General features: G+C 67.0%; 24 protein-coding genes. 8 read left to right on the top strand and 16 right to left on the bottom strand.

Annotation, left to right across the window (positions count from 1 at the left end; genetic code table 11):
- Nucleotides 1-149: 149 nt before the first annotated feature.
- From ACLD0W_RS05900 to ACLD0W_RS05875, 6 genes are all read right to left on the bottom strand, one after another.
- Nucleotides 150-758: a GNAT family N-acetyltransferase gene (locus ACLD0W_RS05900; RefSeq protein WP_410306551.1), complete on the bottom strand. Its 609-nt coding sequence runs from the start codon at nt 756-758 to the stop codon at nt 150-152.
- 135 nt (nt 759-893) lie between these two features.
- Entirely contained in the window at nt 894-1,631 is a 738-nt protein-coding gene (locus ACLD0W_RS05895) for a sulfite exporter TauE/SafE family protein (protein ID WP_410306550.1), read from the bottom strand.
- A complete protein-coding gene (locus ACLD0W_RS05890; protein WP_410306549.1) occupies nt 1,632-2,420 on the bottom strand; it encodes an SDR family NAD(P)-dependent oxidoreductase in 789 nt (262 codons plus the stop codon).
- On the bottom strand, nt 2,417-3,352 hold the full coding sequence (locus ACLD0W_RS05885; RefSeq protein ID WP_410306548.1) for an SDR family oxidoreductase: 936 nt from the start codon (nt 3,350-3,352) through the stop codon (nt 2,417-2,419). The genes ACLD0W_RS05890 and ACLD0W_RS05885 overlap by 4 nt, the downstream gene beginning before the upstream one ends.
- Nucleotides 3,349-4,263 carry a bile acid:sodium symporter family protein gene (locus ACLD0W_RS05880; RefSeq protein ID WP_410306547.1) on the bottom strand — a complete coding sequence of 305 codons (915 nt, stop codon included), beginning with the start codon at nt 4,261-4,263 and terminating at the stop codon, nt 3,349-3,351. The genes ACLD0W_RS05885 and ACLD0W_RS05880 overlap by 4 nt, the downstream gene beginning before the upstream one ends.
- A 9-nt stretch (nt 4,264-4,272) precedes the next feature.
- Nucleotides 4,273-5,565, bottom strand: a complete 1,293-nt coding sequence (locus ACLD0W_RS05875; RefSeq protein WP_410306546.1) for a flavin-containing monooxygenase — start codon at nt 5,563-5,565, stop codon at nt 4,273-4,275.
- 108 nt (nt 5,566-5,673) lie between these two features.
- Here ACLD0W_RS05875 and ACLD0W_RS05870 point away from each other — a divergent pair, with 108 nt between their 5' ends.
- Nucleotides 5,674-6,642, top strand: coding sequence for an AraC family transcriptional regulator (locus ACLD0W_RS05870; RefSeq protein WP_410306545.1), 969 nt, complete (start codon nt 5,674-5,676; stop codon nt 6,640-6,642).
- Here the strand turns inward: ACLD0W_RS05870 and ACLD0W_RS05865 are convergent.
- The 5 genes from ACLD0W_RS05865 to ACLD0W_RS05845 form a co-directional block, all read right to left on the bottom strand.
- Entirely contained in the window at nt 6,639-7,910 is a 1,272-nt protein-coding gene (locus tag ACLD0W_RS05865; RefSeq protein WP_410306544.1) for an O-acetylhomoserine aminocarboxypropyltransferase/cysteine synthase family protein, read from the bottom strand. The two genes, ACLD0W_RS05870 and ACLD0W_RS05865, sit on opposite strands and share 4 nt — an antisense overlap.
- 18 nt (nt 7,911-7,928) lie before the next feature.
- Nucleotides 7,929-8,795, bottom strand: a complete 867-nt coding sequence (locus ACLD0W_RS05860) for a crotonase/enoyl-CoA hydratase family protein (RefSeq protein ID WP_410306543.1) — start codon at nt 8,793-8,795, stop codon at nt 7,929-7,931.
- 23 nt (nt 8,796-8,818) lie between these two features.
- On the bottom strand, nt 8,819-9,568 hold the full coding sequence (locus ACLD0W_RS05855; RefSeq protein WP_410306542.1) for a helix-turn-helix domain-containing protein: 750 nt from the start codon (nt 9,566-9,568) through the stop codon (nt 8,819-8,821).
- Between the two features lie 4 nt (nt 9,569-9,572).
- On the bottom strand, nt 9,573-10,073 hold the full coding sequence (locus ACLD0W_RS05850) for a DUF962 domain-containing protein (RefSeq protein WP_410306541.1): 501 nt from the start codon (nt 10,071-10,073) through the stop codon (nt 9,573-9,575).
- Nucleotides 10,074-10,148: 75 nt separating this feature from the next.
- Entirely contained in the window at nt 10,149-10,553 is a 405-nt protein-coding gene (locus ACLD0W_RS05845; protein ID WP_410306540.1) for a CBS domain-containing protein, read from the bottom strand.
- A 131-nt stretch (nt 10,554-10,684) separates the two neighbouring features.
- On the opposite strand from ACLD0W_RS05845, the gene ACLD0W_RS05840 reads away from it, so the two are divergent.
- Together ACLD0W_RS05840 and ACLD0W_RS05835 are read left to right on the top strand one after the other, a co-directional pair.
- Nucleotides 10,685-12,640, top strand: a complete 1,956-nt coding sequence (locus ACLD0W_RS05840) for an AAA family ATPase (protein ID WP_410306539.1) — start codon at nt 10,685-10,687, stop codon at nt 12,638-12,640.
- Nucleotides 12,633-13,457 (top strand): mechanosensitive ion channel family protein, encoded by an 825-nt coding sequence (locus ACLD0W_RS05835; protein WP_410306538.1) that lies wholly within the window; start codon nt 12,633-12,635, stop codon nt 13,455-13,457. Before ACLD0W_RS05840 ends, ACLD0W_RS05835 begins: the two co-directional genes overlap by 8 nt.
- A gap of 6 nt (nt 13,458-13,463) precedes the next feature.
- Here the strand turns inward: ACLD0W_RS05835 and ACLD0W_RS05830 are convergent, their stop codons facing one another.
- Nucleotides 13,464-14,327, bottom strand: a complete 864-nt coding sequence (locus ACLD0W_RS05830) for a metal-dependent hydrolase (RefSeq protein WP_410306537.1) — start codon at nt 14,325-14,327, stop codon at nt 13,464-13,466.
- Between the two features lie 122 nt (nt 14,328-14,449).
- Nucleotides 14,450-14,899 carry a Dps family protein gene (locus tag ACLD0W_RS05825; protein ID WP_410306536.1) on the bottom strand — a complete coding sequence of 150 codons (450 nt, stop codon included), beginning with the start codon at nt 14,897-14,899 and terminating at the stop codon, nt 14,450-14,452.
- A 194-nt stretch (nt 14,900-15,093) separates the two neighbouring features.
- Here ACLD0W_RS05825 and trhA point away from each other — a divergent pair, with 194 nt between their 5' ends.
- Genes trhA through ACLD0W_RS05810 form a run of 3 tightly spaced genes read left to right on the top strand, consistent with a single transcriptional unit; the run spans nt 15,094 to nt 16,625 of the window.
- On the top strand, nt 15,094-15,753 hold the full coding sequence (trhA, locus tag ACLD0W_RS05820; protein WP_410306535.1) for a PAQR family membrane homeostasis protein TrhA: 660 nt from the start codon (nt 15,094-15,096) through the stop codon (nt 15,751-15,753).
- Nucleotides 15,754-15,777: 24 nt separating this feature from the next.
- On the top strand, nt 15,778-16,215 hold the full coding sequence (locus ACLD0W_RS05815; protein ID WP_410306534.1) for a YeeE/YedE family protein: 438 nt from the start codon (nt 15,778-15,780) through the stop codon (nt 16,213-16,215).
- Nucleotides 16,215-16,625 (top strand): DUF6691 family protein, encoded by a 411-nt coding sequence (locus ACLD0W_RS05810; protein WP_410306533.1) that lies wholly within the window; start codon nt 16,215-16,217, stop codon nt 16,623-16,625. Before ACLD0W_RS05815 ends, ACLD0W_RS05810 begins: the two co-directional genes overlap by 1 nt.
- Nucleotides 16,626-16,647: 22 nt before the next feature.
- Here the strand turns inward: ACLD0W_RS05810 and ACLD0W_RS05805 are convergent, their stop codons facing one another.
- Nucleotides 16,648-17,127, bottom strand: coding sequence for a glutathione peroxidase (locus tag ACLD0W_RS05805; RefSeq protein WP_204426588.1), 480 nt, complete (start codon nt 17,125-17,127; stop codon nt 16,648-16,650).
- 55 nt (nt 17,128-17,182) lie between these two features.
- Complete coding sequence (locus tag ACLD0W_RS05800; RefSeq protein WP_410306532.1) at nt 17,183-17,857, bottom strand: type 1 glutamine amidotransferase domain-containing protein; 675 nt, start codon at nt 17,855-17,857, stop codon at nt 17,183-17,185.
- A gap of 167 nt (nt 17,858-18,024) precedes the next feature.
- Between ACLD0W_RS05800 and ACLD0W_RS05795 the strand changes: the two genes are divergently transcribed.
- Together ACLD0W_RS05795 and ACLD0W_RS05790 are read left to right on the top strand one after the other, a co-directional pair.
- Nucleotides 18,025-19,377, top strand: a complete 1,353-nt coding sequence (locus ACLD0W_RS05795; RefSeq protein WP_410306531.1) for a deoxyguanosinetriphosphate triphosphohydrolase — start codon at nt 18,025-18,027, stop codon at nt 19,375-19,377.
- A 205-nt stretch (nt 19,378-19,582) separates the two neighbouring features.
- Nucleotides 19,583-20,767: a helix-turn-helix transcriptional regulator gene (locus ACLD0W_RS05790; protein WP_410306530.1), complete on the top strand. Its 1,185-nt coding sequence runs from the start codon at nt 19,583-19,585 to the stop codon at nt 20,765-20,767.
- 106 nt (nt 20,768-20,873) lie between these two features.
- On the opposite strand, the gene ACLD0W_RS05785 is transcribed toward ACLD0W_RS05790, so the two are convergent.
- Nucleotides 20,874-21,773: an endonuclease/exonuclease/phosphatase family protein gene (locus tag ACLD0W_RS05785; protein ID WP_410306529.1), complete on the bottom strand. Its 900-nt coding sequence runs from the start codon at nt 21,771-21,773 to the stop codon at nt 20,874-20,876.
- Nucleotides 21,774-21,784 lie beyond the last annotated feature (11 nt).

Below are 21,784 nucleotides of genomic sequence, written 5' to 3'. Positions count from 1 at the left end.
AAGCCGCGCAGCATGCGGCCCAACCAATAGCCACAGTCCATCGTCAACAACGGTCCGTCGGTAGCTCAGCGAGCCCCCACTGTAGACCGGTCTTCACACGCTCTTCATGAGCCGAACGGCGTAAAAGACGACCTATTTTGCGGACCGCATCACGGGTCTTCGACGGTGGTCACATCGCGCAACCAGAACTGCATGGTTTTTTCGGTCTGCTGCTCATCGCCCAGGTCGCGCCATGGGAAGCAGGTGGTCAGGGCCGGATCGGGGCGGTATCCCCGTTTTTGCCAGAACGGTTCCAGGGAGCGGTAGTCCCGCGGCCGTTGCGGGTGGTTGTCGTCGCGCACCACGGCGCAGAAGGCGGTGTAATCGAACCCGAAATCCCTGGCGTACAGTTCGCGCAGATCGAAGAACCGGTGGCCGACGCCCTCGCCCCGGTACGCCGGCAACAGCACCGACTCACCGAAGTAGAACACCCGCTCGGCATCGGGCCCGTGCTCGGCGAACGGAACCCGGAACTCCGGGTCGGCGTCGAGCAGCGGCAAGGCGGTGGCGGCGCCGATCAGGCGGTTGTATTCCAGCGCCAGCACGAACAGGCTTTGCTCGGAGCGGGCATAGCGGTCCAGGTAGTCGCGCTCGTAGGAAGGGGAGCCGTCGTAGAGATAGGGATAGTCGCGGAACACCTGAATGCGCAGGTCCGCCAGTTCATCCAGCCAGGGCTCCACCGCGATGCCGCTGACCGGTCGAATTTCCACTGCCGACATGATGTTCTCCCGGAACCCGCCGATGATGATGGCCCGATGCTAGCCGGATCGCCGGGCGCGGTCACCCATCCAGGTCAACCTTTAGCGAACCGGCGGGCTTCAGCGAACCCGCTCGCATCAACGAACCAGCTCGCATTAACGAACCAACAGGGCCACCCCGGCCAGCAGCAGCACCGAGAACACCACCTGACGAAAGCGGTGCTCGTCCACCCGATGATGCAGCGCCTCGCCGAGCACGATGCCCACCAGCACCACCGGCACCAGCGCCAGCAGGTGCGGCCATTGCGCCCGCAGCGCCCCGTTCAGTAAAAACCCCACGGTCAACAGCAGATTGAGGCTGAACCAGACCAGCACCAGGGTGGCGCGAAAGCGGCTCTTATCCAGCTCCACCCCGCCCAGGGCGTACACCAGCAGCGGCCCCCCGGACGCGAACAGCCCGTGGGTGAGGCCCGCCATCAACATCCAGAAGCGACTCCACAGCGGACCGTGGGCGACCGCCGGCGTAGCCCGCCGCAGCCGCCACAGCTCACGGACGCTGAAAGCCACCACCAGAGCACCGAACAGCCGTTGCGCGCCCGGCCCCAGGTCGGAGCGCAGCACGAACCCGGCCAGGGTGCCCAGCGCCATCATCGGCAGAATGCCGGTGAGCAGCAGCCGCCAGTGCACCCGCCGCCAATAACGCAGGGTCAGGTAGCCGCTGAGCACCAGATTGAGCGGCACCAGCACCGGCATCAGCACCTCCAGCGGCAGCACCAGGGCGCTCAGGGACAGGGCGATGACGATGGAGCCGAAACCAGTCATCGCCTCGGTGGTGTAGGCCAGCAACACGAACAGGGCCACCAGGGCCCAGGGCGAGCTCAGAACATCCAGCATTCAGTGATCCAGTTCCCCGGCGAAACGACGACGCATCAGGCGATGATACAGGTCCGGCGCCAGCCGCCACAGCAGACTGGCGAACAGGGTGAAGCGGTCCGGAAACAGGCGCCGCCGGCCGGCGGCTTGGGCATCGAGAATGCGTTCCGCCATCCAGTCGGCGTCACGCACCCGGCCTACCGAAGAGCGCGCGTGGGCGGCGGGCCGACCGTCAAAGCCCAGCGCATTGCGCTCGATGGGGGTGGCCAGAAAGCTGGGGTAGACCATCAGCACGCCCACCCCGTCGTCGGCCAGTTCGCCGCGCAGCACTTCGAAGAATTGCGCCAGCGCCGCCTTGGCGCTGCAGTAACCGGCGCGGCCCAGCACCGGCATCCAGCCCGCCATGGAACCGATGTTGACCAGGGTGCCACGGCGGGCGCGCAGCGCCGGCAGCAGGGCCAGGGTCAACGCCACCGGCGCGTCCCAGTCCACCGCCATGACCTTGCGGAACACCGCCAGGTCGGTGCGCGCCACCGAGGAACGGTGGGTGATGCCGGCGTTGTTGATCAGCACGTCCAGCGGCTCGTCGCGCAGGGCCGCCACCAACCCGTCGCGGGCCGCGTCGTCGGTGAGATCGAGGGCGAAGTGGCGCACCCGCTCGGTATCGACGCCGGCCAGGCGCGCCGCCTTGTCCGCCAGGGCCTCCCCGTCCCGGTCCACCAGAATCAGGCGCCAGCCGCGTTGCCAGGCGGCCCGGGCCAGGGCCCAACCCAGCCCGGACGCGGCCCCGGTGATCAGCATGGTCTTCATAATTGCCCTTGCGCCCGCGCCTGTTCGATGAAAAAGCGAAAGGTCTCCTCGGAGGTTTTTCTCGGCCGGTAGCCGAATTCCTCCTTGAGACGCCGATTGTCGAGCACCGGCCGGTAGCGCAGAAAGTTCACCTTCTCCGGCGCGTGGGCGGTGAGGCCCAGGCGTTTGCCCAGCGCCAGGGCGCCGGTCAACAGACCCGCCGGCACCACCAGGACGCGCTTGCCGAGCAGTTCCGCCACCCGCCGGATCGGCAGCGCGCCGTCACCGGCCAGGTTGTAGATGCCCCGGGCGTCGGTCTCGATGCCGTGCAGAATGGCGCCCACCACGTCCTGGTCCCAGATGAACACGAACGGCGAATCGGAGCCGGCGATGGCCAGCACCCGGCGGCCCTCGAACAGGGCGGTGATCTGATTGCGGGTGGTGGCGCCCAGCACCGTGCCCGGCCGCAGGATCAGCTGCCCGAGCCCGGGCGCCTCCTGACGATAGCGGGCCAGCAGTTCCTCCACCTGCCGCTTGTGGTCGGAATAGGCGAACTCCGGGTTGCCGCGCAGCGGCGCGTCCTCGTCGAGCCAGGCCGGGTTGTCCGCGTGGTAGCCGTAGGCGGCGCCGGAACTGGTGACGATCAGCTGGCGCACGCCGCCGGCCACGCAGGCGGCCAGCACATTGGCGGTGCCGTTCACGTCGATATCGTGGTCGCGGGCCCGGTCTCCGGAGTCCTCCAGCACGGCGGCCAGATGCACCACCACCTCGGTGCCATGGTCGGCCACCCAGCGGGCCAGGGCCGGGTCGCGGATATCGCCCTGCCGGCACTCGAACGGCAGGCCGTCCGGCACCCGCACATCCAGCCCCAGCACGTGGTGATCGGCGGCCAGCCGCTCGGCCAGCTGACGACCGATATAGCCGGCGGCGCCGGTGATCAGGATGCGGCTCATGGCGCGCCCTCCCCCGGCCGCGCGGGTCGCCCGGCGCTACGGGCCCAGATCAGCGACAGCAGCAGGCCGCTGACCAGATGCCAGACACCCCAGAAGCCGGCGATCAGAATCATGCCGGCGGCCTGCGGAAAGAAGGTGAACAGAATCGACAACCCCAGCCCGGAATTCTGGATGCCCACCTCCAGGGTCACCGCGCGCCGGTCGGCGCGGCTGAGTCCCACCGCCAGGCCGGCCAGGGCGCCCAGGGCCAGGGCCAGGGCGTTCTGCCCGATCACCAGGGCGACGATGCGATCCGCGTTGGCCAGGAACACGTCCATGTTGTTGCCAAAGGCGATGCCCACGAAGGCCAGCAGCACCAGCAGGGTGAACACCCGCATGGGCTTCTGGGCGGCGTCGGCGAAGCGGGGAAAATGCCGCCCCACCACCATGCCCAACAGCAGCGGCACCGCCAGCACCGCCACCACCAGCAGCAGGATGTTGGTGCTGTCCAGGGCGATGTCGGTGACCAGGCCACGGGTGTTCGGGTTGAGCCAGCCGTAGAACGCGAAATTGAACGGCGTGAGCACCGTGGCGGCCAGGCTCGACACCGCCGTCATGCTCACCGACACCGCCACATTGGCGCGGGCCAGCCAGGTCATGATGTTGGAGAAGGTGCCCCCGGGGCAGGAGGCCACCAGAATCATGCCCAGCGCCAGTTGCGGGTCCACGTCCAGCCACCAGGTGGTGGCGCAGGTGAGCGCCGGCAGCAGCAGGAACTGGGCCAGCAGGCCCGCCGCCGGGGCCGCCGGTTTGACCAGCACCCGTTTGAAATCGTCGACGCGCAGCGACAGGGACACGCCGAACATCATGCAGGCCAGGATCGCGTTGAGCGCGATCAGGCTGCCGGTATTGAAGTCGATGGTGGTCTGCATGTCGCCTCCTTACCCTTGCCCGGCCAGGTCGCGCCGGCGCGCGGCCAGTTCCGCCCGGTAGCTGTCCTTGTGCACGTAGTAGGCCATGCGCGCCAGCTTCAGATAGCGGTAGCCGCCGTCCGGGTTCACACCCGCCCGTTCCCGTTTGAGACGGCGCAGGGTATCGGCGGAGGGATGACCCTCTCGCACCCGGCGCAGGTACAACGCCGCCAGCGCCGCCTGTTCGTTGCGCCCTTCCCAGCCCAGGCCGGCGGCCTCGATCATGCCCATCATCAACAGGTCGTCGCGCTCCGGGTGAAACATATTCAGGTACAGCGACGGGGCGTCGCCGCGCCAGTTCAGGTGGGCCGGGTCGATGAACGGATAATCCAGACGGTAGCCGGTGGCCAGCAGAATCAGGTCGTAATCGGCCCGTTCGCCATCGGTGAAGGTGACGGTGTGGCCCTGGACGGCGGCGACGTCCGGGCGCGGGCGGATATCCCCGTGGCCGAGATGATGCAGCACCAGGGAATTGACCACCGGGTGGGATTCGTACATCCGGTAATCCGGGTCCGGCAGGCCGTAGTCACTGGGCCGGCCCACGATCAGACGGATCAGCCGCGCGTCCAGCCACTGCTTGAGGCGGCGCGGCAGTTTCAGCTTGCCGCCCAGGGTGTCCGCGGGCCGGCCGCCGATGAACTTGGGCAGGAAGTAGTAACCCCGGCGCACGGACAGGTCCACCCGGGCGGCCTGATGCACCGCGTCCACCGCCATGTCGCAGGCGGAGTTGCCGCACCCGACGATCAGCACCCGCTGGTCGCGGAACTGCCCGGCCTCGCGGTACTGGCTGGCGTGCAGCACCTGGCCGGCGAACCGGCCGGGCAGCGCGGGCAGATTGGGGGTGTGCAAGGTACCGCTGGCGATCAGCACCGCGTCGAAATGCCGGGTATCGGCGACCCCATCAGTTTCGGCGGTGAGCAGCCAGCCGCCGTCCGGCGCCGGCTCCAGCGCCGTGACCCGGGTGCCGAAGCGGTAGTGCCGGCGCAGATCGAAGCGGTCGGCGTAGGCGCGGAAGTAGCGTTTCAGTTCCGAGTGGTGCGGGTAGCTGGCCACCGCCTCGTCCATGGGGAATTCGCGAAACTCGGTCATTCGCTTGGAGGAGATCAGGTGGGCGCTCTGGTAGACGGTGCTGTGCGGGTTGTCGATGTCCCACAGGCCGCCCACGTCGTCGTGCAGCTCATAGCCGACGAAGGGCAGGCCCTGCTTGTCCAGATTGCGGGCGGTGGCCAGGCCCATGGGGCCGGCGCCGATCACTGCGTACATATGCGGGTTCCTTTCTTGTTATGCTCCTTACGCTAACCGCCGGGCCCGCCGCCGGCACGGCTGATTCGCGACCCGCCACCGGTTAATTCAGGACCCGGACCACAGACCATGACCCACACCCCCACGGTGACCGTGCATTTTTCCCAGGCCATCCTCCAGGCGGCCCAACGCCTGGGCCTGCGCCTGCCGGAGGAATGGGCGGCGCCGACACACCGGGACCGGGTGGATCTGGCGCAGCAGGATCGGCTCTGGGAGCACTTTTGCCGGGCCGCCGACGATCCGCTGGTGGGGCTGGAATTGGGGCTCGCTTTGCAGGTGGGCCATCTGGATACCGCCGGCATGATCCTGATGAGCTGCGAGACCGTGGGCGAGGCGCTGGAAAGCCTGCTGGATTACCACCCCATCGTCGGCGAGGGCGGCGACTTTCTGGTGGCCGACGACGGCCCGCGGGTGGCGGTGCGTTACCGGCCCCACTATGCCACCCGCCGCCCGGAGCGGGTGGAGGCGGTGCTCGCCAGCCTGCTCAACCTGACCCGCTGGAGCACCGGCGATGCCTTCCGGGCGCAGTCGCTGACCCTGCGCCACGCCGCTCTGGGCGCGCCGGAACGTTACCGGGAACGGCTCGGCGTGCCGGTGGTGTTCGAGGCACCGCACAACGCCCTGGTGTTCGACGCGGACCAGCTGCGTGTGCCGCTGGTGCACGCCAACCCGGCGCTTTGCCGGCACCTGCGCGGCCTGGCCGATGAACTGCTGGCGCGGCTCGACCACCGCGCCTTGAGTGCCCGGGTGGGCGCGCTGATCCGGGAGCACCCCGGCTGGGGCAAAGAGCGCATCGCCGAACGGTTGGGCATGAGCGGCCGGCACCTGATCCGCCGGCTGGCCGACGAAGGCACCAGCTTCAAGCTGCTGCGCGATACGTTGCTGCGGGAACGGGCTGAACAGGCCCTGCGCGACGGCCGCCGGGTGGCGGACCTGGCCGCGGAGCTGGGGTTTTCCGACGAAAGCGCCTTTACCAAGGCGTTCAAACGCTGGACCGGCGAAACGCCGGCCCGTTTTCGCGGTGATCGCGCCGGTTAAACCGCCGCCAACGCCTGTTCGATATCCGCCAGAATGTCGTCGATGTGCTCAATGCCGATGGACAGCCGCACCAGGTCGGCGCTGACGCCGGCGGTGCGCAGTTCGTCGTCGTTGAGCTGACGGTGGGTGGTGGTGGCCGGGTGGCAAGCCAGGGACTTGGCGTCGCCGATGTTCACCAGCCGCTTGATCATGCCCAGGGCATCGATAAAGCGGGCGCCGGCCTCGCGGCCCCCGTTAATGCCAAAGCTGAGAATCGACGCCGGCATGCCGCCGTCCATGTAACGCTGGGCCAGGGCATGGTCCCGGTCGCTTTCCAGCCCGGCGAAATTGACCCAGGCCACCTTGGCGTGCCCTTTCAGATAAGTCGCCACCTTCATGGCGTTCTCGCAATGCCGCTCCATGCGCAGGCTGAGGGTCTCGATGCCCTGCAGCAGCAGGAAGGCGTTCATCGGCGACAGGGCGCCGCCGGTGTTGCGCAGCGGCACCACCCGGGCCCGGCCGATAAAGGCCGCTTCGCCCATGGCCTCGGTGTAGACCACGCCGTGGTAGCTGGGGTCGGGCTCGTTGAAGGCCTTGAAGCGCGGGTTGTCCTTCCACGGGAAGCGGCCGGAGTCGACGATGGCGCCGCCCACGGTGGTGCCGTGGCCGCCCATGTATTTGGTCAGCGAATGCACCACGATGTCGGCGCCGTGCTCAAACGGCCGGCACAGAGCCGGGGTGGCCACGGTATTGTCGACGATCAGCGGCACGCCGGCGTCGTGGGCCACCTTGGCCAGGCCGGCCAGGTCCACGATGTTGCCCGCCGGGTTGCCCACGGACTCGCAGAACACCGCCTTGGTGTCGTCGTCGATGGCGGCGGCGATGGCGTCCAGATCACGGCCGTCGGCCATGTGTACGGTGATGCCCATGTTGGGCAGAGTGTGGGCGAACAGATTGTAGGTGCCGCCGTACAGCTGGCTCACCGAAACGATGTTGTCGCCGGTCCGCGCCAGGGTTTGAATGGCGGCGGTGATGGCGGCCATGCCCGAGGCCATGGCCAGGGCGCCGATGCCGCCTTCCAACTGCGCCACCCGCTCCTCCAGCACCGCGTTGGTGGGGTTCATGATGCGGGTGTAGATGTTGCCCGGCACTTTCAGGTCGAACAGGTCGGCGCCGTGCTGGGTGTCGTCGAAATAGTAGCTGGTGGTCTGATAGACCGGCACCGCCACGGCATGGGTTTCCGGGTCGCCGGCGAAGCCGCCGTGGATGGCGATGGTTTCTTTTTTCATGAGGTCCTCGTCCTGTTGTTATTTGAGCGGGGGCTCCGGCCAGAAGCCGAAGTCGCGGGGCAGATCGTTGAGATCGGTGTCGAACACCGGGTCGCGCTTTTCCAGAAAGGCGGGGAAGCCGTCCTTGCCGTCCCAGAACTCATTGGACCGGTAGATCAGGCGGGTTTCCACCGCGTGGGCACGCATCGGGTGCTCGAAAACCGGGTTGCGCCACAGCATCTGTTTGGCCAGGGCCACCGACACCGGGGAGCTTTTGGCCACCAGCTTGTGGGCCAGTTCGCGGGCGGCGTCGAGCACCGTTTCCTTGTCGTGCAGGCTGCTGAACAGGCCCGCGTCCAGGCCTTCCTCGGCCAGGAAAATATCGCCGCTGTAGACCCACTCCAGCGCCTTGTGCATGGGCACCAGGCGCGGCAGGAACCAGGACGAGCAGGCCTCCGGGGTGAGCCCCCGCTGGCTGAACACGAAGCCGATCTTGGCGCCGTGGGCGGCCAGCCGGAAGTCCATCGGCAGGGTCATGGTGATGCCGACGCCCACGGCGGCGCCGTTCAGGGCGCCGATCACCGGCTTGCGGCAGTTGAAGATGGCCAGGGAGACCTCGCCACCGGAATCGCGGATGGTGTCCAGGGGCGGGGTCTCGCCCTCGGCGTCGTCGTAGCCGAATACGTGACCGCCGTCTTCCGGCTGCATTTCCATGCCGGCGCAAAAGGCGCGGCCCGCTCCGGTAACGATCACCGCGCGAACGTCGTTGTCGCGGTCCGCCTCACCGAAAGCGTGCACCAGCTCGTCCTTCATGCGCAGGGTAAAGGCATTGAGGCGGTCCGGGCGGTTCAAGGTAATGGTGAGAAGGGGCGCCGCCCGCTCCACACGGATGTGCTGATACTCCATGATGAGTCCCGAGTCTGCTTTTGTTATGCCCGGTCCAGGTGCTCCACCTGGACCGGGAAGGCCCTAGCATAGCGGGAAGGCAGGGTGTCGAACATGGCACGCAGGGTGCGATTGAGATGCGGCTGGTCATAGAAGCCGGCCGCCAGCGCCAGGTCGGTCAGGCTCATGCCGTCCCGCCACAGGGTCAGCGCGCGCTGACATTTGAGGTGCAGTTGGAAGCGTTTCAGATTGACGCCCAGTTCCTGCCGGAACAGGTGGCGGAAGCGGGATTCGGACAGACCCACCGCCGCCGCCAGCTCGGCGCCGCCTACCTCGCCGTCGCCACGCCGCAGGCTCAGACAGGCGGCACGCACCCGATCGTCCAGCGGGCGCGGCTCGCCGGCTTGCAGGGCGTCACGCAGGGCCAGGGCACCCGGCACCGACGGCGCCGCCGCCAGGGCCCGCAGGGCCGCCGCGAAATCCGGGTGGGCGGCGAGCGGGAATTCGCCCCCCGGGCCTTGCAGGCGCAGCGCCCGCCAGGCGCGGTGGTCCGGGTCCAGATGCAGCACCGCCACCGGGCCGTCGCTGCTCAGGGCCTGGTCCACGTCCGGCGCCGCCCACACCGCGTCGGCGGTCACGCCGTGCCCGGCCAGCTGCACCTGAATCGGCGCCGCCAGCCCCACCAGCAGCGAGGCGGCCACATGGCGGTGGGGCCGGTTGTGCAGGTGCGGCGCCAGCATGCACCACCCACCTTCCCACAGGTACAGCGGCGAGCGGGGAACCGGCTTGCTCATCGGCTCAGGACGGCCGGCCGTGGCCCGGCGTGCGGCTGAACCCCAGTTTGTAGCGCACCTCCAGGCTGACGAAGATCGGCCCCACCAGCAGGAACACCAGATCGTCCACGAAGGAGGGTTTCTTGCCTTCCACCTTGTGACCCCAGACCTGCACCGCCCAGGCCACCAGCCACAGGGTCAGGGCGGTCCAGCCCAGCGGCAGCGGGCCCCGGTCCAGGGCCACGATCAGCGCCATGGACACCAGCAACCACCCCAGCATCAGCAGCGACACCCCCAGGGACAGGCGCAGGTAGAAGGGCATGCAAAGCAGCGCCAGCAGGGTGCCGCCGTTGACCCAGTAGGCGGCGGCGCCGTCCAGGCCCAGCCAGTGGCCGATGGGGATCAACCAGAACAGCCCCAGCGTGGAAAAGAAAATCACCGGCACACAAACGATGTGCACCCACTGATTGATCGGGTGGCGATGGCTTTCGCCGTAGTCGCCAAGAAAGGTGGCCAGATCACGCATGGCGGTCACTCCTTTTTTATTCTTCAGGGAAACCAACACTAGCGTGCCGGGTGCCCGCAAACTTGTACGAAGCGGTCAGTTCCAATGGCTGTCGTTGAGCGCGCGCAATACCATGCGCCGTGTCAGCATGCCCACCAGCCGGCCGCCGTCCCGGTCGAGCACCGGGTAGATCTTGGGCTTCTGCTTGATCATCATTTCCGCGATGTCCACCACCGAATCGCTTTCCCGCACGATCAGGGGCTGATCGTGCATCAGTTCCTCCACCCGCACCGAGCCTTCCTGGTGGTAACTGGACACCAGCAGACGGCGCAGGCAGTCCTGTTCGGAAACGAAGCCGATCACCCGGCGTTCCCGGTCCACCACCGGCAACCCGGAATAGCGGCTCTGCAGCAGCGTCGCCACCACCGTGCTCAGATCGGTGCCCGCCTGGATCGCCATGGGATGGCGCACCATCAGATCCTTTACCAACAACGAAGCCATTGCCGCTCTCCTGATTTTTCCGCCCGGGTTTCAATTCCTATACGATTTTGACTATAGCACCGGCGCCGCGCCGGGTGACGCTCCGCTGTTCGATTCATACAATAACGCCTTTGCCTGGCAAGGAACGCAACATGGGGTTTTCCTGGCCGCGGGCGCCGCGGGAACTGGCCGAGGCCCTGCTTGCCGTTTACGGGGCACCGGAGACCACCGGCCATCTGGCCGGCAACCTGCTGTCGTTGCTGGCCGCCGGGCTGGTGTTCTGGCTGGCGGCGCGCCTGGGCCGCCGCGCCCGCGCCGGCCTGCTGGCACTGCACGACCGGGTGCTGCGCCTGGGCAGCGAGAAACGCTGGCTGTGGAACCTGAGCCGGCTGGTGGCCGGCCTGGCGCCGCTGCTGCCGTGGCTGATCCTGGCCGCGCTGCTGGCCCTGGCCACCCCGCTACTGGCCACCTCCCCTGCCACCCGCTGGGTGTTCCTGGCCCTGCCTCTGGCCTGGCTGTACGTGTTGTTCGGCGTGCAGTGGCTGGCCGGGGAATGGCTGGTGCTGCGCGTGGCCCAGGCCGCCGGCGAGTACGTGCAGGGCGACCAGGCGCAAACCGCCGGCCTGCGCGCCCGGCGGCTGTCGCAATTGCTGCTGGTGCCCTGGGCTCTGTTTCTGGTGGCCGCCCAGGCTCAACCGCAAGGTGCCATGCACACCGTGCTGGCGGCCCTGGTGGCGGTGTCCCTGTACGCCGCCGTGGCCCGCCTGCTGGCGCCGCGGGCCCGTGAATACGTGCTGTGTCTGCAGTCCATTCTGCCGTCCTCCCTGGACCCGCTGGCCGAGCGCCTGCTGCGCCCGCGCTGGTTCCACTGGACCGCGCCGCTGCTGCTGCCGGTGGCGCTGGTGTACTTCGTTACCCGCTACCTGGACCGGCTGTTCGCCGGCTTCGACGGCTACCTGCGCCTCAAGGCGCGCTGGTTCCGGCTGCGCAATCGCGGTGACGAGGACGAGGACGGCGCACCGCTGGACGAAAGCGAGGCGGCCCGGGCCTACCAGTCCTGGTTCGCGGCGGAGCTGCCCGGCGACGAACCGGCGCCGTTCATCGACACCGGCCTGGAGGAGGCCATCGCCAAGGCGGTGCAACGCTGGCGGGACGACCGCAGCGACGACAACACCCTGCTGGTCACCGGCGAGAAAGGCAGCGGCAAGAGCCTGACGGTGGCGCATCTGAGCGAGCGCCTGGCCGAATCGGATCCGGCCTTGCGGGTGGTGCGTCTGGCGGTGCCGCCGCGCACCGTGGCGCCCCAGGCGGTCACCGCCCTGGTCGCCGAGGCCCTGAACGAGGCACTCGACGAAGGCCCCGCCAGTCTGGTCCGCAATGATAGTGAACGCCCACCCACGCTGCTGGTGCTGGACGAATGCCAGAACACCTTCCTGTCGCGCATCGGCGGACTGGACGGCTGGCGCGCCTTGCTGCGGCTGACCAATGCGCGGCTGGACAACCTGTTCTGGCTGGTGCTGATCAACAACCAGAGCTGGGCCTATCTGTGCAATGTGTTCGGCCGGGAATACCAGTTCCGCAACATGGTGCGGGTGAAGCGCTGGAGCCCCACGGAAATCCGTTCACTGATCCTCTCCCGCCACCATCGCAGCGGCCTGAAGCTGCGCTATGACGAGGTGCTGCTGTCATCCCGGGGCCCGGAAGCGGGCAACGTGCGCAACGCGGAACAGCGCTATTTCAGCCTGCTGTGGGACGCCTGCCGGGGCAACCCGATGACCGCGCTGAAACTGTGGCTGAGCTCGGTGAAGGTGGGCCGCCGCGAGGTGCTGGTGGGGCTGCCGTCGCTGCCGCCGTCGGCGGCGGTGGAGAAATCCGGCGAGAATCTGCTGTTCGTGTACGCCGCCATCGCCACCCACGAAAACCTGTCCGGCGATGAAATCGTCACCGTCACCAACCTGCCGGAGAACGTGGTGCGCTATGCGCTCAAGGCCGGCTTCGACGCCGGCTTTATCCGCTCCAGCGAGGACGACGGCCGCTATCGGCTGGTGCCGCTGTGGTACCACACGGTGATCCACCTTCTGACCAGGAAGAATCTGCTCCATGAGTGACAGCGGCGACCTCGTCAACGACCTGGCCACGGTCATGGATCTGTTCGACGTCTATGTGATCCTGCTCCTGATCGTCGGCATCACGGTGCTGTGGGCGCTCAATTGGGGCGTGCAGCGGCTGGGCCGCAATCTGATGGAGCGGGTACCGGCCCGACGCTTTCTGATTCTGCAGTTCACCACCCTGGTCGGTTTCGCCATCTACACCCTGGGCACCGGCGCCCTGCTGATCGGCGTGCTCAATCCGCCCCGCGAGTTCGTGCTGGCCGCCGCCGGCTCCCTGGCGGTGGCCCTGGGTTTCGCGCTCAAGGACGTGGTGGCCTCGCTGGTGGCCGGCCTGCTGCTGCTGTTCGACCGGCCGTTTCAGGTGGGCGACCGCATCACCTTCGGCGACACCTACGGGGAGATCGTTTCCATCGGTCTCCGCGCGGTGCGGGTGCAGACGCTGGACGACAATCTGGTGACCATTCCCAACGCCCTGTTCATCACCGACGTGGTCGCCTCCGGCAACGCCGGGGAGCTGGACATGATGGTGGTCACCGATTTCCATGTGGGTCTGGACGCGGACCTGCAGGCGGCCCGGGACATCATCGAGGAGGTGATCGTGACCAGCCGCTTCGCGTTCCTGAAAAAGCCGGTCACCTTCGCCATCGAGGAGGTGCCGGTGGCGGAATACCTGGCGGTGCGGCTGCGCGCCAAGGCCTATGTGCTGGACGTGCGTTACGAGAAAGCGTTCCAAAGCGACGTGGTGCTGCGTGTCACCGGGCTGTTCCGGGAGCGGGGCATCGCCCGCCCCCGGGAACTGCGCGGCGGAGAGTGATCCGCCTCAGGCGGCTTCGGCCAGCTCCGGCCGGTCCAGCATCACCGCCAGTTTCGCCAGCGCCCGCTGACGCACCGCGCGGCTGTCTTTCTTCTCCGGGTGAAAGCCGGGTTTGTAGTAGGCCAGATAGGAGCCGCCCAGGCGGCGCAGCCAGCCGGGCTTGCCGAGCAGCCAGTTGACGCCGTTGAGCACCGAGCGCAGGTCGCGCTTGTCGTCCATGCCCTGGCGCAGCTGGATGTAGTGGAAGATGGTGAAGCCGATGAACTCCACCGTGGTGAGCGCCATCTCCGAGGTGCGCACCCAGTAGCTGTCCACCTGATCACGGTAGACGTCGAACGCCACCGCCTTATGCTCGCTTTCCTCCACCGCGTGCCACAGCCACAGCGGCAGCATGCGCTCGTCCATGCCTTCCAGGAATTCCGGCTCCTCGAGCATCAGCTCGGCCAGCATGGCGGTGAAATGCTCCAGCGCGCAGGTCTTGGCCAGTTGCCGCTCCGGAGAAAATTTCTTGGCGATCCACTTCATCCCTTCGTGCACATAGTCGTGAACCTTCTGGGTCGGCACGCCCTTGCTTTCCATGAAGGTGTTGAAGTGTTCGTGCTCGTTGCCGTGGTGCGCTTCCTGACCGATGAAGCCCTTCACCCGTTCACGCAGGTCCGGATCAGTGATGTTCTTCTGGTAGTGGCGCACGGACCGCACGAAAAAGCGCTCACCTTCCGGGAAGGTGCAGGACAGGGCGGTCAGCAGCAGCGTCTTGAACTGGTCGTTGGCGAACCAGTAACGGGGCATGTCCGGATCAAAGGTGAAATCCATCCGGCGCGGTTGGATGTCGCTGCGGTTGGTGCGGCGCAGCGTGGCCTTGGCGTTCATAAAGCACTCTCCTGGTCATGGAGCGGCGGAATATGAGCGTCAATATGGGCCACGCCGGTTCGCACAGGCCAGTTCCGGCTGTGCCATTTTGCGCGCCGGGACTGGCCCCGCGGGCCGCCGGTTCAGTCGCCCAGATGGGCGGACAGCATCCAGGCGGCTTTTTCGTGCAGCTCGATGCGGTCGCTGGCGATGGCGGCGGTGCCCTCGTCCTCATGCTGGCCGGCCAGCTTCAGTACCTTGTTGGCACGTTCAGCCACGGCGCGATGGTCGGCGGTCAGGGTCTTGAGCATTTCCACGGCGTCCGGGTCGCCTTCCGCGTCCTTCACGGTGGACAGTTTCGCGAAGGCGGCATAGCTGCCCGGTGCCTTGCTGCCCAGGGCGCGAATACGCTCGGCGATGGTGTCCACGGCGGTGGCCAGCTCCGTGTACTGCTCCTCGAACAGAAGATGCAGGCTGTGGAACATGGGGCCGGTCACGTTCCAATGGTAATTGTGGGTCTTCAGGTACAGGGTGTAGCTCTCGGCGAGCAGTTTGCTCAGCTCGTCGGCCACTTCTTTACTGTGTTCGATCATCGCGATACCTCCTTCAGCGGTTAAGCGTATACCCGAATAGAATGCCTCCGTTTTCGGATTAAACAAGACCCGGGTCCGGCTATCGCAACGATACCTTGATCTCATGACGGACGGCGGCTTTACAAGCCGGCGGGCACCGGCAATGATGCGCCCTTCGGAGCATCCCCCCAGGGTCGACCAACAAGGAGCGATCATTGACCTCACAGCAGGCCGCCGCGGTTGCCGACTATTCGCCGTTCGAGGAATTCCTCAACAGCCTGACCCATGGCATCGGTCTGGTACTCAGCGTGGCCGGCACGGTGTTGCTGGTGGTCACCGCCAGCCTGCTGGGCGACCCCTGGAAGATCGTCAGCTTCAGTGTGTTCGGCGCCACCCTGGCGCTGCTCTACGCGGCCAGCATGCTCTATCACGCCAGCCGCGCGCCGCGCTGGCGGGCGATTTACAAGATGCTCGACCATTGCGCCATCTTCGCGCTGATCGCCGGCACCTACACCCCCTTCCTGCTGGTCAACATGCGCGGCCCGGTGGGCTGGACCCTGTTCGGCGTGATCTGGGCGCTGGCGGCCACCGGTATCGCCCTCAAACTGATTTTCGGCAATCGCTACAAACTGGCCCGGGTGGGCATTTATCTGGCCATGGGCTGGCTGGTGCTGTTTGCTTCCCGTGAGCTGCTGAACAGCATCGACCCGCTCGGCTTCCGCCTGATCCTGGCCGGCGGCATCACCTACACCGCCGGCGTGGTGTTCTATCTGGCCGACCGGCTGCCTTACAATCACGCCATCTGGCACCTGTTCGTGGTGGGCGGCAGCGTGTGCCACTTCTGTGCGGTTTACTTCAGCGTTTTGCCCGCCTGATTGCTTGCTTGCGGAGGCCTGGCAGTGAACGTGGACTGGTCTGTTTTCACCCCCTGGAGCGCCCTGGCCGGCGGTTTGCTGATCGGCGCCGCCGCCGGCGGTCTGTGGTTATTGATGGGCCGCATCGCCGGCATCAGCGGCATTCTCGGCGGCCTGCTGACCCCGGTTCCGGGAGACCGGCGCTGGCGGTTGGCGTTCCTCGCCGGCCTGCTGCTCTCTCCCTGGCTGTATCTGGCGGTGGCCGGCCCGGCGCCGGTGCGGGTCAGCGCCTCCTTGCCGGTACTGATCCTGGCCGGCCTGCTGGTCGGCTACGGCACCCGGCTGGGCTCCGGCTGCACCAGCGGCCACGGTGTCTGCGGCCTGTCGCGCTGGTCGCTCCGCTCGCTGGTGGCCACCGTGCTGTTCATGGGCGCCGGCTTCGCCACGGTCTATGTGACCCGGCATCTGCTGGGAGCGGCCTGATGAAAACCCTGGTGGCGTTTCTGGTGGGGCTGGTGTTCGGCCTGGGGTTGCTGATCTCACAGATGGCCAACCCGGCCAAGGTGCTGGGTTTTCTGGATCTGGCCGGCGCCTGGGACCCGTCCCTGGCCCTGGTCATGGGCGGCGCCGTGGCGGTGGGGGTGGTGGCGTTCGGGGTCTCCCGACGCTGGCGGCAATCGCTGCTCGGCGAGCCCATGCGCGGCCCCACCGCCACCCGCCCGGACCGGCGCCTGGTGATCGGTGCCCTGCTGTTCGGCGCCGGCTGGGGGCTGGCGGGCTTCTGCCCGGGCCCGGCCCTGGTGGCCGCCGGCGCCGGCCACGGCGAAGCGCTGATCTTCGTGGCCGCCATGCTGGCCGGCATGGGCCTGTTCAGGCTGCTCGGGCCCCGCTGACCGCTACCGGCCTCAACCGCTTCTACAGCAGCGCCTCGATGTCATCGGCCAGCTTTTCCGGCTTGTCCTTGGGCGCGTAGCGCTTCACCACCCGGCCGTCCCGGTCCACCAGGAACTTGGTGAAGTTCCACTTGATGCCCTCCGTGCCCAGCACGCCGGGGGCCTCCGCCTTCAGGTACCGGAACAGCGGATGGGCGTGTTCGCCGTTGACGTCGATCTTCTCGAACACCGGGAAACGCACGCCGTAATTCTTCTCGCAGAAGGCGCCGATCTCTCCGGAATCACCGGGTTCCTGATGGCCGAACTGGTTGCAGGGGAAACCGAGCACTTCCAGGCCCCGGTCGGCGAAGTTGTCGTACAGCTTCTGCAGCCCCTGGTACTGGGGCGTGAAGCCACACTTGCTGGCGGTGTTGACGATCAACAGCACCTTGCCCTTGAAGTCGGACAAGGGCCGCGGCTGGCCGTCCAGGGTCCGGGCTTCGAAATCGTACAGGGTGGTCATGGCAGGCTCCTTAATGGGTCGAATCCGAGTATAGCCCGGCGCCGGTGCTACCGGCCTACTCCGAATACAGCACCTCGACCAGGGCCTCGGCGGTGACCTTGCTGGACGGCGGGTTCTGGCCGGTGACCAGGCGCCCGTCGGTAACCGCGTGGGCTTCGAACTTGCCTTTGTTTTCGATGCGCGCGCCGAGCTCGGAAAGGCGGGTTTCGAGCAGGAAGGGCATTACTTCTTCCAGGCCCACTTCGCGCTCTTCCTCGTTGGTGAAGCAGGCCACCTTACGGTCCTTGACCAGCGGCACGCCGTCTTCATCGCGGGCACCGACCAGCGCCGCCGGCCCGTGACACACCGCGCCGACCACGCCGCCCTGGGCCCAGGTGCGCTGCAGCACGCCGGCCACCAGCGGGTTATCGGGCATATCGAACATGGCACCGTGGCCACCGGGCACGAACACCGCCACGAAGCCGTCTTCCCAGATTTCTTCCAGCGGGCGGGTGTCCTGCAGCGCCTCGATGGCCTCCTGCCAGGCCGCCTTCTGATCATCGTCGGGCACCGAGCGCGGGTCGATGGGAATCTTGCCGCCGGACGGGCTCGCCACCCGCACCGGAATGTTGTTGTCCTTGAACACCTGCCAGGGCACGGCGAACTCCTCCAGCCACAGGCCGGTCTGCTGCCCCTGCCCCATTTGCGATGCGCTGGTCACCAGCATCAGTAGCGGTTTATCCAGATTCATAACAACTCCTTGAGCGATCTCGATGGCCGTGACGGCGCCCGGCCAGCTTTAACTTGACGCTGACAGATTCGGCATCAAGATGGGATCAATACCCACAGCGTTGGGGGCGGCGGTGCTGATTTCAACCGGCCCGCCTTGTGAAGACCGGCCACGAACCAGGGACGCCGATGAACTGGGAACAACTGCTCAACAAGGCCCGCCTGGGCGGGCGCGATGCCAAGGACGAAACCGGCCGCACCGCCTTTCTCCGCGATCACGACAAGATCATTTTCTCCGGCGCCTTCCGACGGCTGGCCCGCAAAACCCAGGTGCACCCGCTGGCCACCAACGACCATGTGCACAACCGCCTGACCCACTCCCTGGAGGTGTCCTGCGTGGGCCGCACCCTGGGCATCCGCGCCGGCGAGCGGCTGGCCGGGCTGGGCCACCTGCCGGACAGCGCCAACGCCACCGACCTGGGTGACATCGTGCAGTCCGCCTGCCTGGCCCACGACATCGGCAATCCGCCGTTCGGACACACCGGCGAGCGCGCCATCCGTGCCTGGTTCCAGGAACGCGGCCAGCGCTATCTGGAACTGCTGTCGCCGGAGCAACAGAGCGATCTGATCGACTTCGAGGGCAACGCCCAAGGCTTTCGCATTCTCACCAAGAGCGAGTACCACCAGTACGACGACGGCATGCGTCTGACCTACGCCACCCTGGCCACCTTTCTCAAGTACCCGTGGCTGTCGTCCCGGGCCGGGGAAAGCGGCACCAAGCCGGGCAAGTACAGCGCCTTTCTGTCCGAGGCGGCGGCCTTCGACGAAGTGTGCCGGGCCACCGGCCTGCGCGAGCTGGCCCCGGGCCGCCATTGCCGGCACCCGCTGGCCTATCTGATGGAGGCGGCGGACGACTTCTGCTACGCCATCATCGATCTGGAAGACGGCCTGGAAATGGACCTGCTGCATTGGGACGAGGTCTACGCCCTGCTGCTGCCGGCCCTGCCGGACAGCGCCGAGGTGCGGCGGCTGGTGCAGTCGGAGATGCGCGACGGCCGCAAGGCGGCGCTGCTGCGCGGCAAGATCATCGAGCGGTTCATCGAGGCCGGCGTGGAGGCCTTCGTGGCCAATCACGAGGCACTGCTGGCCGGACAGATGGAGGGCGACCTGCTGCACCATTGCGAACCGGCGGTGCACGATGTGGTGGAAAACGCCAAGCAGCTGGCCCGGGGCAAGGTGTTCGAGCACCCGCGCAAGATCGAGCTGGAGATCGGCGCCTTCGAGGTGATGGGCGCGCTGCTCGATGGCCTGGTGGAAGCCGCCCTGTCCCACGCCCGCGGCACCGTGCGCAACTACCGCCACGAGCGCATTATCGACCTGATCGGCCGGCACAGTTTTCCGGATGGACTGGACCGGCTGGATGATCGGGAACGGGTCTATCAGTGCATCATGCGGGCGCTGGATTTTCTGTCCGGCATGACCGACAACTACGCCACCTATCTGGCCAAGCAGTTCTCCGGCATGGCCGAGACCCGCTACTGAACCCGCCACAGGATGAAGGTGCCGTCCAGGGCGCGATTGTGCGCTTCCAGCATCGCCCCTCCCATGCGGCGGAGGCCCGTCATCGGGGGGTATCGGAATGTTAACCGGCGCTGACGGCGCGTAGCGTTTTGCTACCCGGCTCTCGTGGCGACGATCATTTCGTGACATAGTCGACACTGGGGAACGAGGCAATATCGGGGATTTCATGGAAGCGTCAAGACTCCTTCCATATAGCGGCGCGGCTTACGACGAACTGCTGGACACCCTCTATGCCACACCGCTGAACCAGGAATGCTGGCCCGCATTCCTGGAACAGCTGGTGCGCATCAGTCGCTCTCGCTCGGCGCGCATGCTGGTGCTGGACCGGGCGGCCGAGCAGGTCACCTCCAGCGCCAAGGTGAACATCGACGACGGTTACCACCGCCAGTATGTGGACTACTTCGTCAACGCCTGCCCGTGGCGACCGGAACTGCGTGAAAAAGCACCCGGGCGCCTGTACTCAACCTATCTCGATTTTTCCTGCCACCAGAAACGCTTTTACCGCACCGAATTCTACAACGACTGGGCGCGGCAGCTGGATATTCACCACGGCGTGTGCGGCACCGTCTATCAGGGCAGCGACCACACCATTCAACTGCTGGTACAGCGCACCGGCGGCCAGGGGCCCTACGATCAGCCGGATACCGTCTGGTTCAACCATCTGGTCCCCCACGTGCGCCGCGCCATCGAACTCAACCGCCACGGTGAACGGCTGCGCTGGCGCGGCGAGGCCGGTTCGGTGGCCGGCAGCCGTCCCTACGCGGTGGTGGGCGCGGCGGGCCGAGTGGACTATCTGTGCGAGCGAGCGCAAATCCTGATCGCTCACGAGCCGGCGCTGAGTCACCACCACGGCCGGCTGATCCTGCGCTCGACCGAGCTGCGTGGCCGCTTCCAGCAGCTACTCGACAGCGTACTGGCCAGCGCCGGCCGGGGCTGGGAGCATGCCGGCGGCGCCCTGGCGGTGCCACGCCCCGGAAAGCGACCGCTGGTGTGCGTGGTCAGCCCGCTGGCGCCGGAAGTGGCTCGCGCCCTGCTACCCGGCGGTGGCCGGGCGCTGGTCTATTTCCACCTGCCAGAACAGGAGGGGCGGGTGGACGAATCCCAGGTGGCCATGCTGTTCGACCTCACCCCGGCGGAAGCCCGCGTGGCCCGTGGCGTGGCGGAGGGCCGCGACCTGGCCTCCCTGGCCGGGGACCAGGGCGTCTCGGTGCAAACCGTGCGCGGCCAGCTCAAGGCGGTGTTCCGCAAGACCGACACCTCGCGTCAGAACGAGCTGGCCGCGCTCATCCTCAAATCACCGGCCCTGCGGCCCGCCGAACCGGCACCGATCACCCTTGGCCTGCCACTCTAGCCACTTTGCTGCTTGGCCAGATGGGGACAGTGAGAGCCGGCATGGGAGGCCGGCCATGCTCTCCAACAGAAAATGGCGCCGTTACATGAAGAATCCGTAAACGCTCTTACTCAATCAGGGGGAGACGGTGTTCCAGGGTGGCAGCCCGCACCGCGTCGGGGATACGGATCTCGGTGGCCAGCGGCAGATGATCGGACAGGCGGCAATCGGTGAGCACGCGGGTGTGGCGCACCTCCAGGCCGGGGGACACCAGAATATGATCGATGTGCCGGTCCGGCGCCCAGCTCGGGAAGGTGAACAGCTCGCCTTCCAGGGGCCGCAGCTCCAGCTCCGCCATGGGCGAATGGGTGAGGTGCTCCAGCCGGCAGTTGAAGTCCCCCATCACCACCGTATAGCGGTAGGGGCGCAACAGGGCGCCCACATAGGCCAGCTGGGTGTTGCGGATCTTCTCGCCCAGGGCCAGATGCACCACCGCCACCACCAGGGGTTCCACCGGGTGTCCGAACTTGATCAGGATGGCACCCCGGCCGGGCAGGCCCGGCAGGGTGTGGTCCTCCACCGCGAACGGCGTGAGGCGGCTCAGGAAGCCGTTGCTGAACTGGCCCAGACGACCCAGATTACGGTTCAGCTGCTGATGCCAGAACGGGAAGTCCGCCAGCGACGCCAGGTGCACCAGCTGGTTCACATTGCGTGAGCGCAGGCTGCCGCCGTCCACCTCCTGCAGGCCGACCACATCGAAATGACGCACCACATCGGCGATCTGTTCGATGGTCTCGACGCTGCGCGGGTGCGCCACCAGGTGCTTCCAGCTGCCGGTCACATAGTCGCGGAAACGACTGGTGCCGATGCCCGCCTGGATGTTGAAACTGAGCAGCTTGATGCTGTCGTCCGGCAGCGTCACCTCGCGGATACGGCGGGTGCGCCGGTGGCCCTGACGGGCGAAGGAGAAGCCCGCCGGGCGGGCTCTCCAGCTTTGGTAGGCGATACGGGCGCGGTCCAGCAACATCGGGGTTGGCT

Source organism: Alloalcanivorax sp. C16-1 (genome assembly GCF_046507805.1).
Lineage (GTDB): Bacteria > Pseudomonadota > Gammaproteobacteria > Pseudomonadales > Alcanivoracaceae > Alloalcanivorax.
This window is presented reverse-complemented; position numbering and strand designations above follow the sequence as displayed.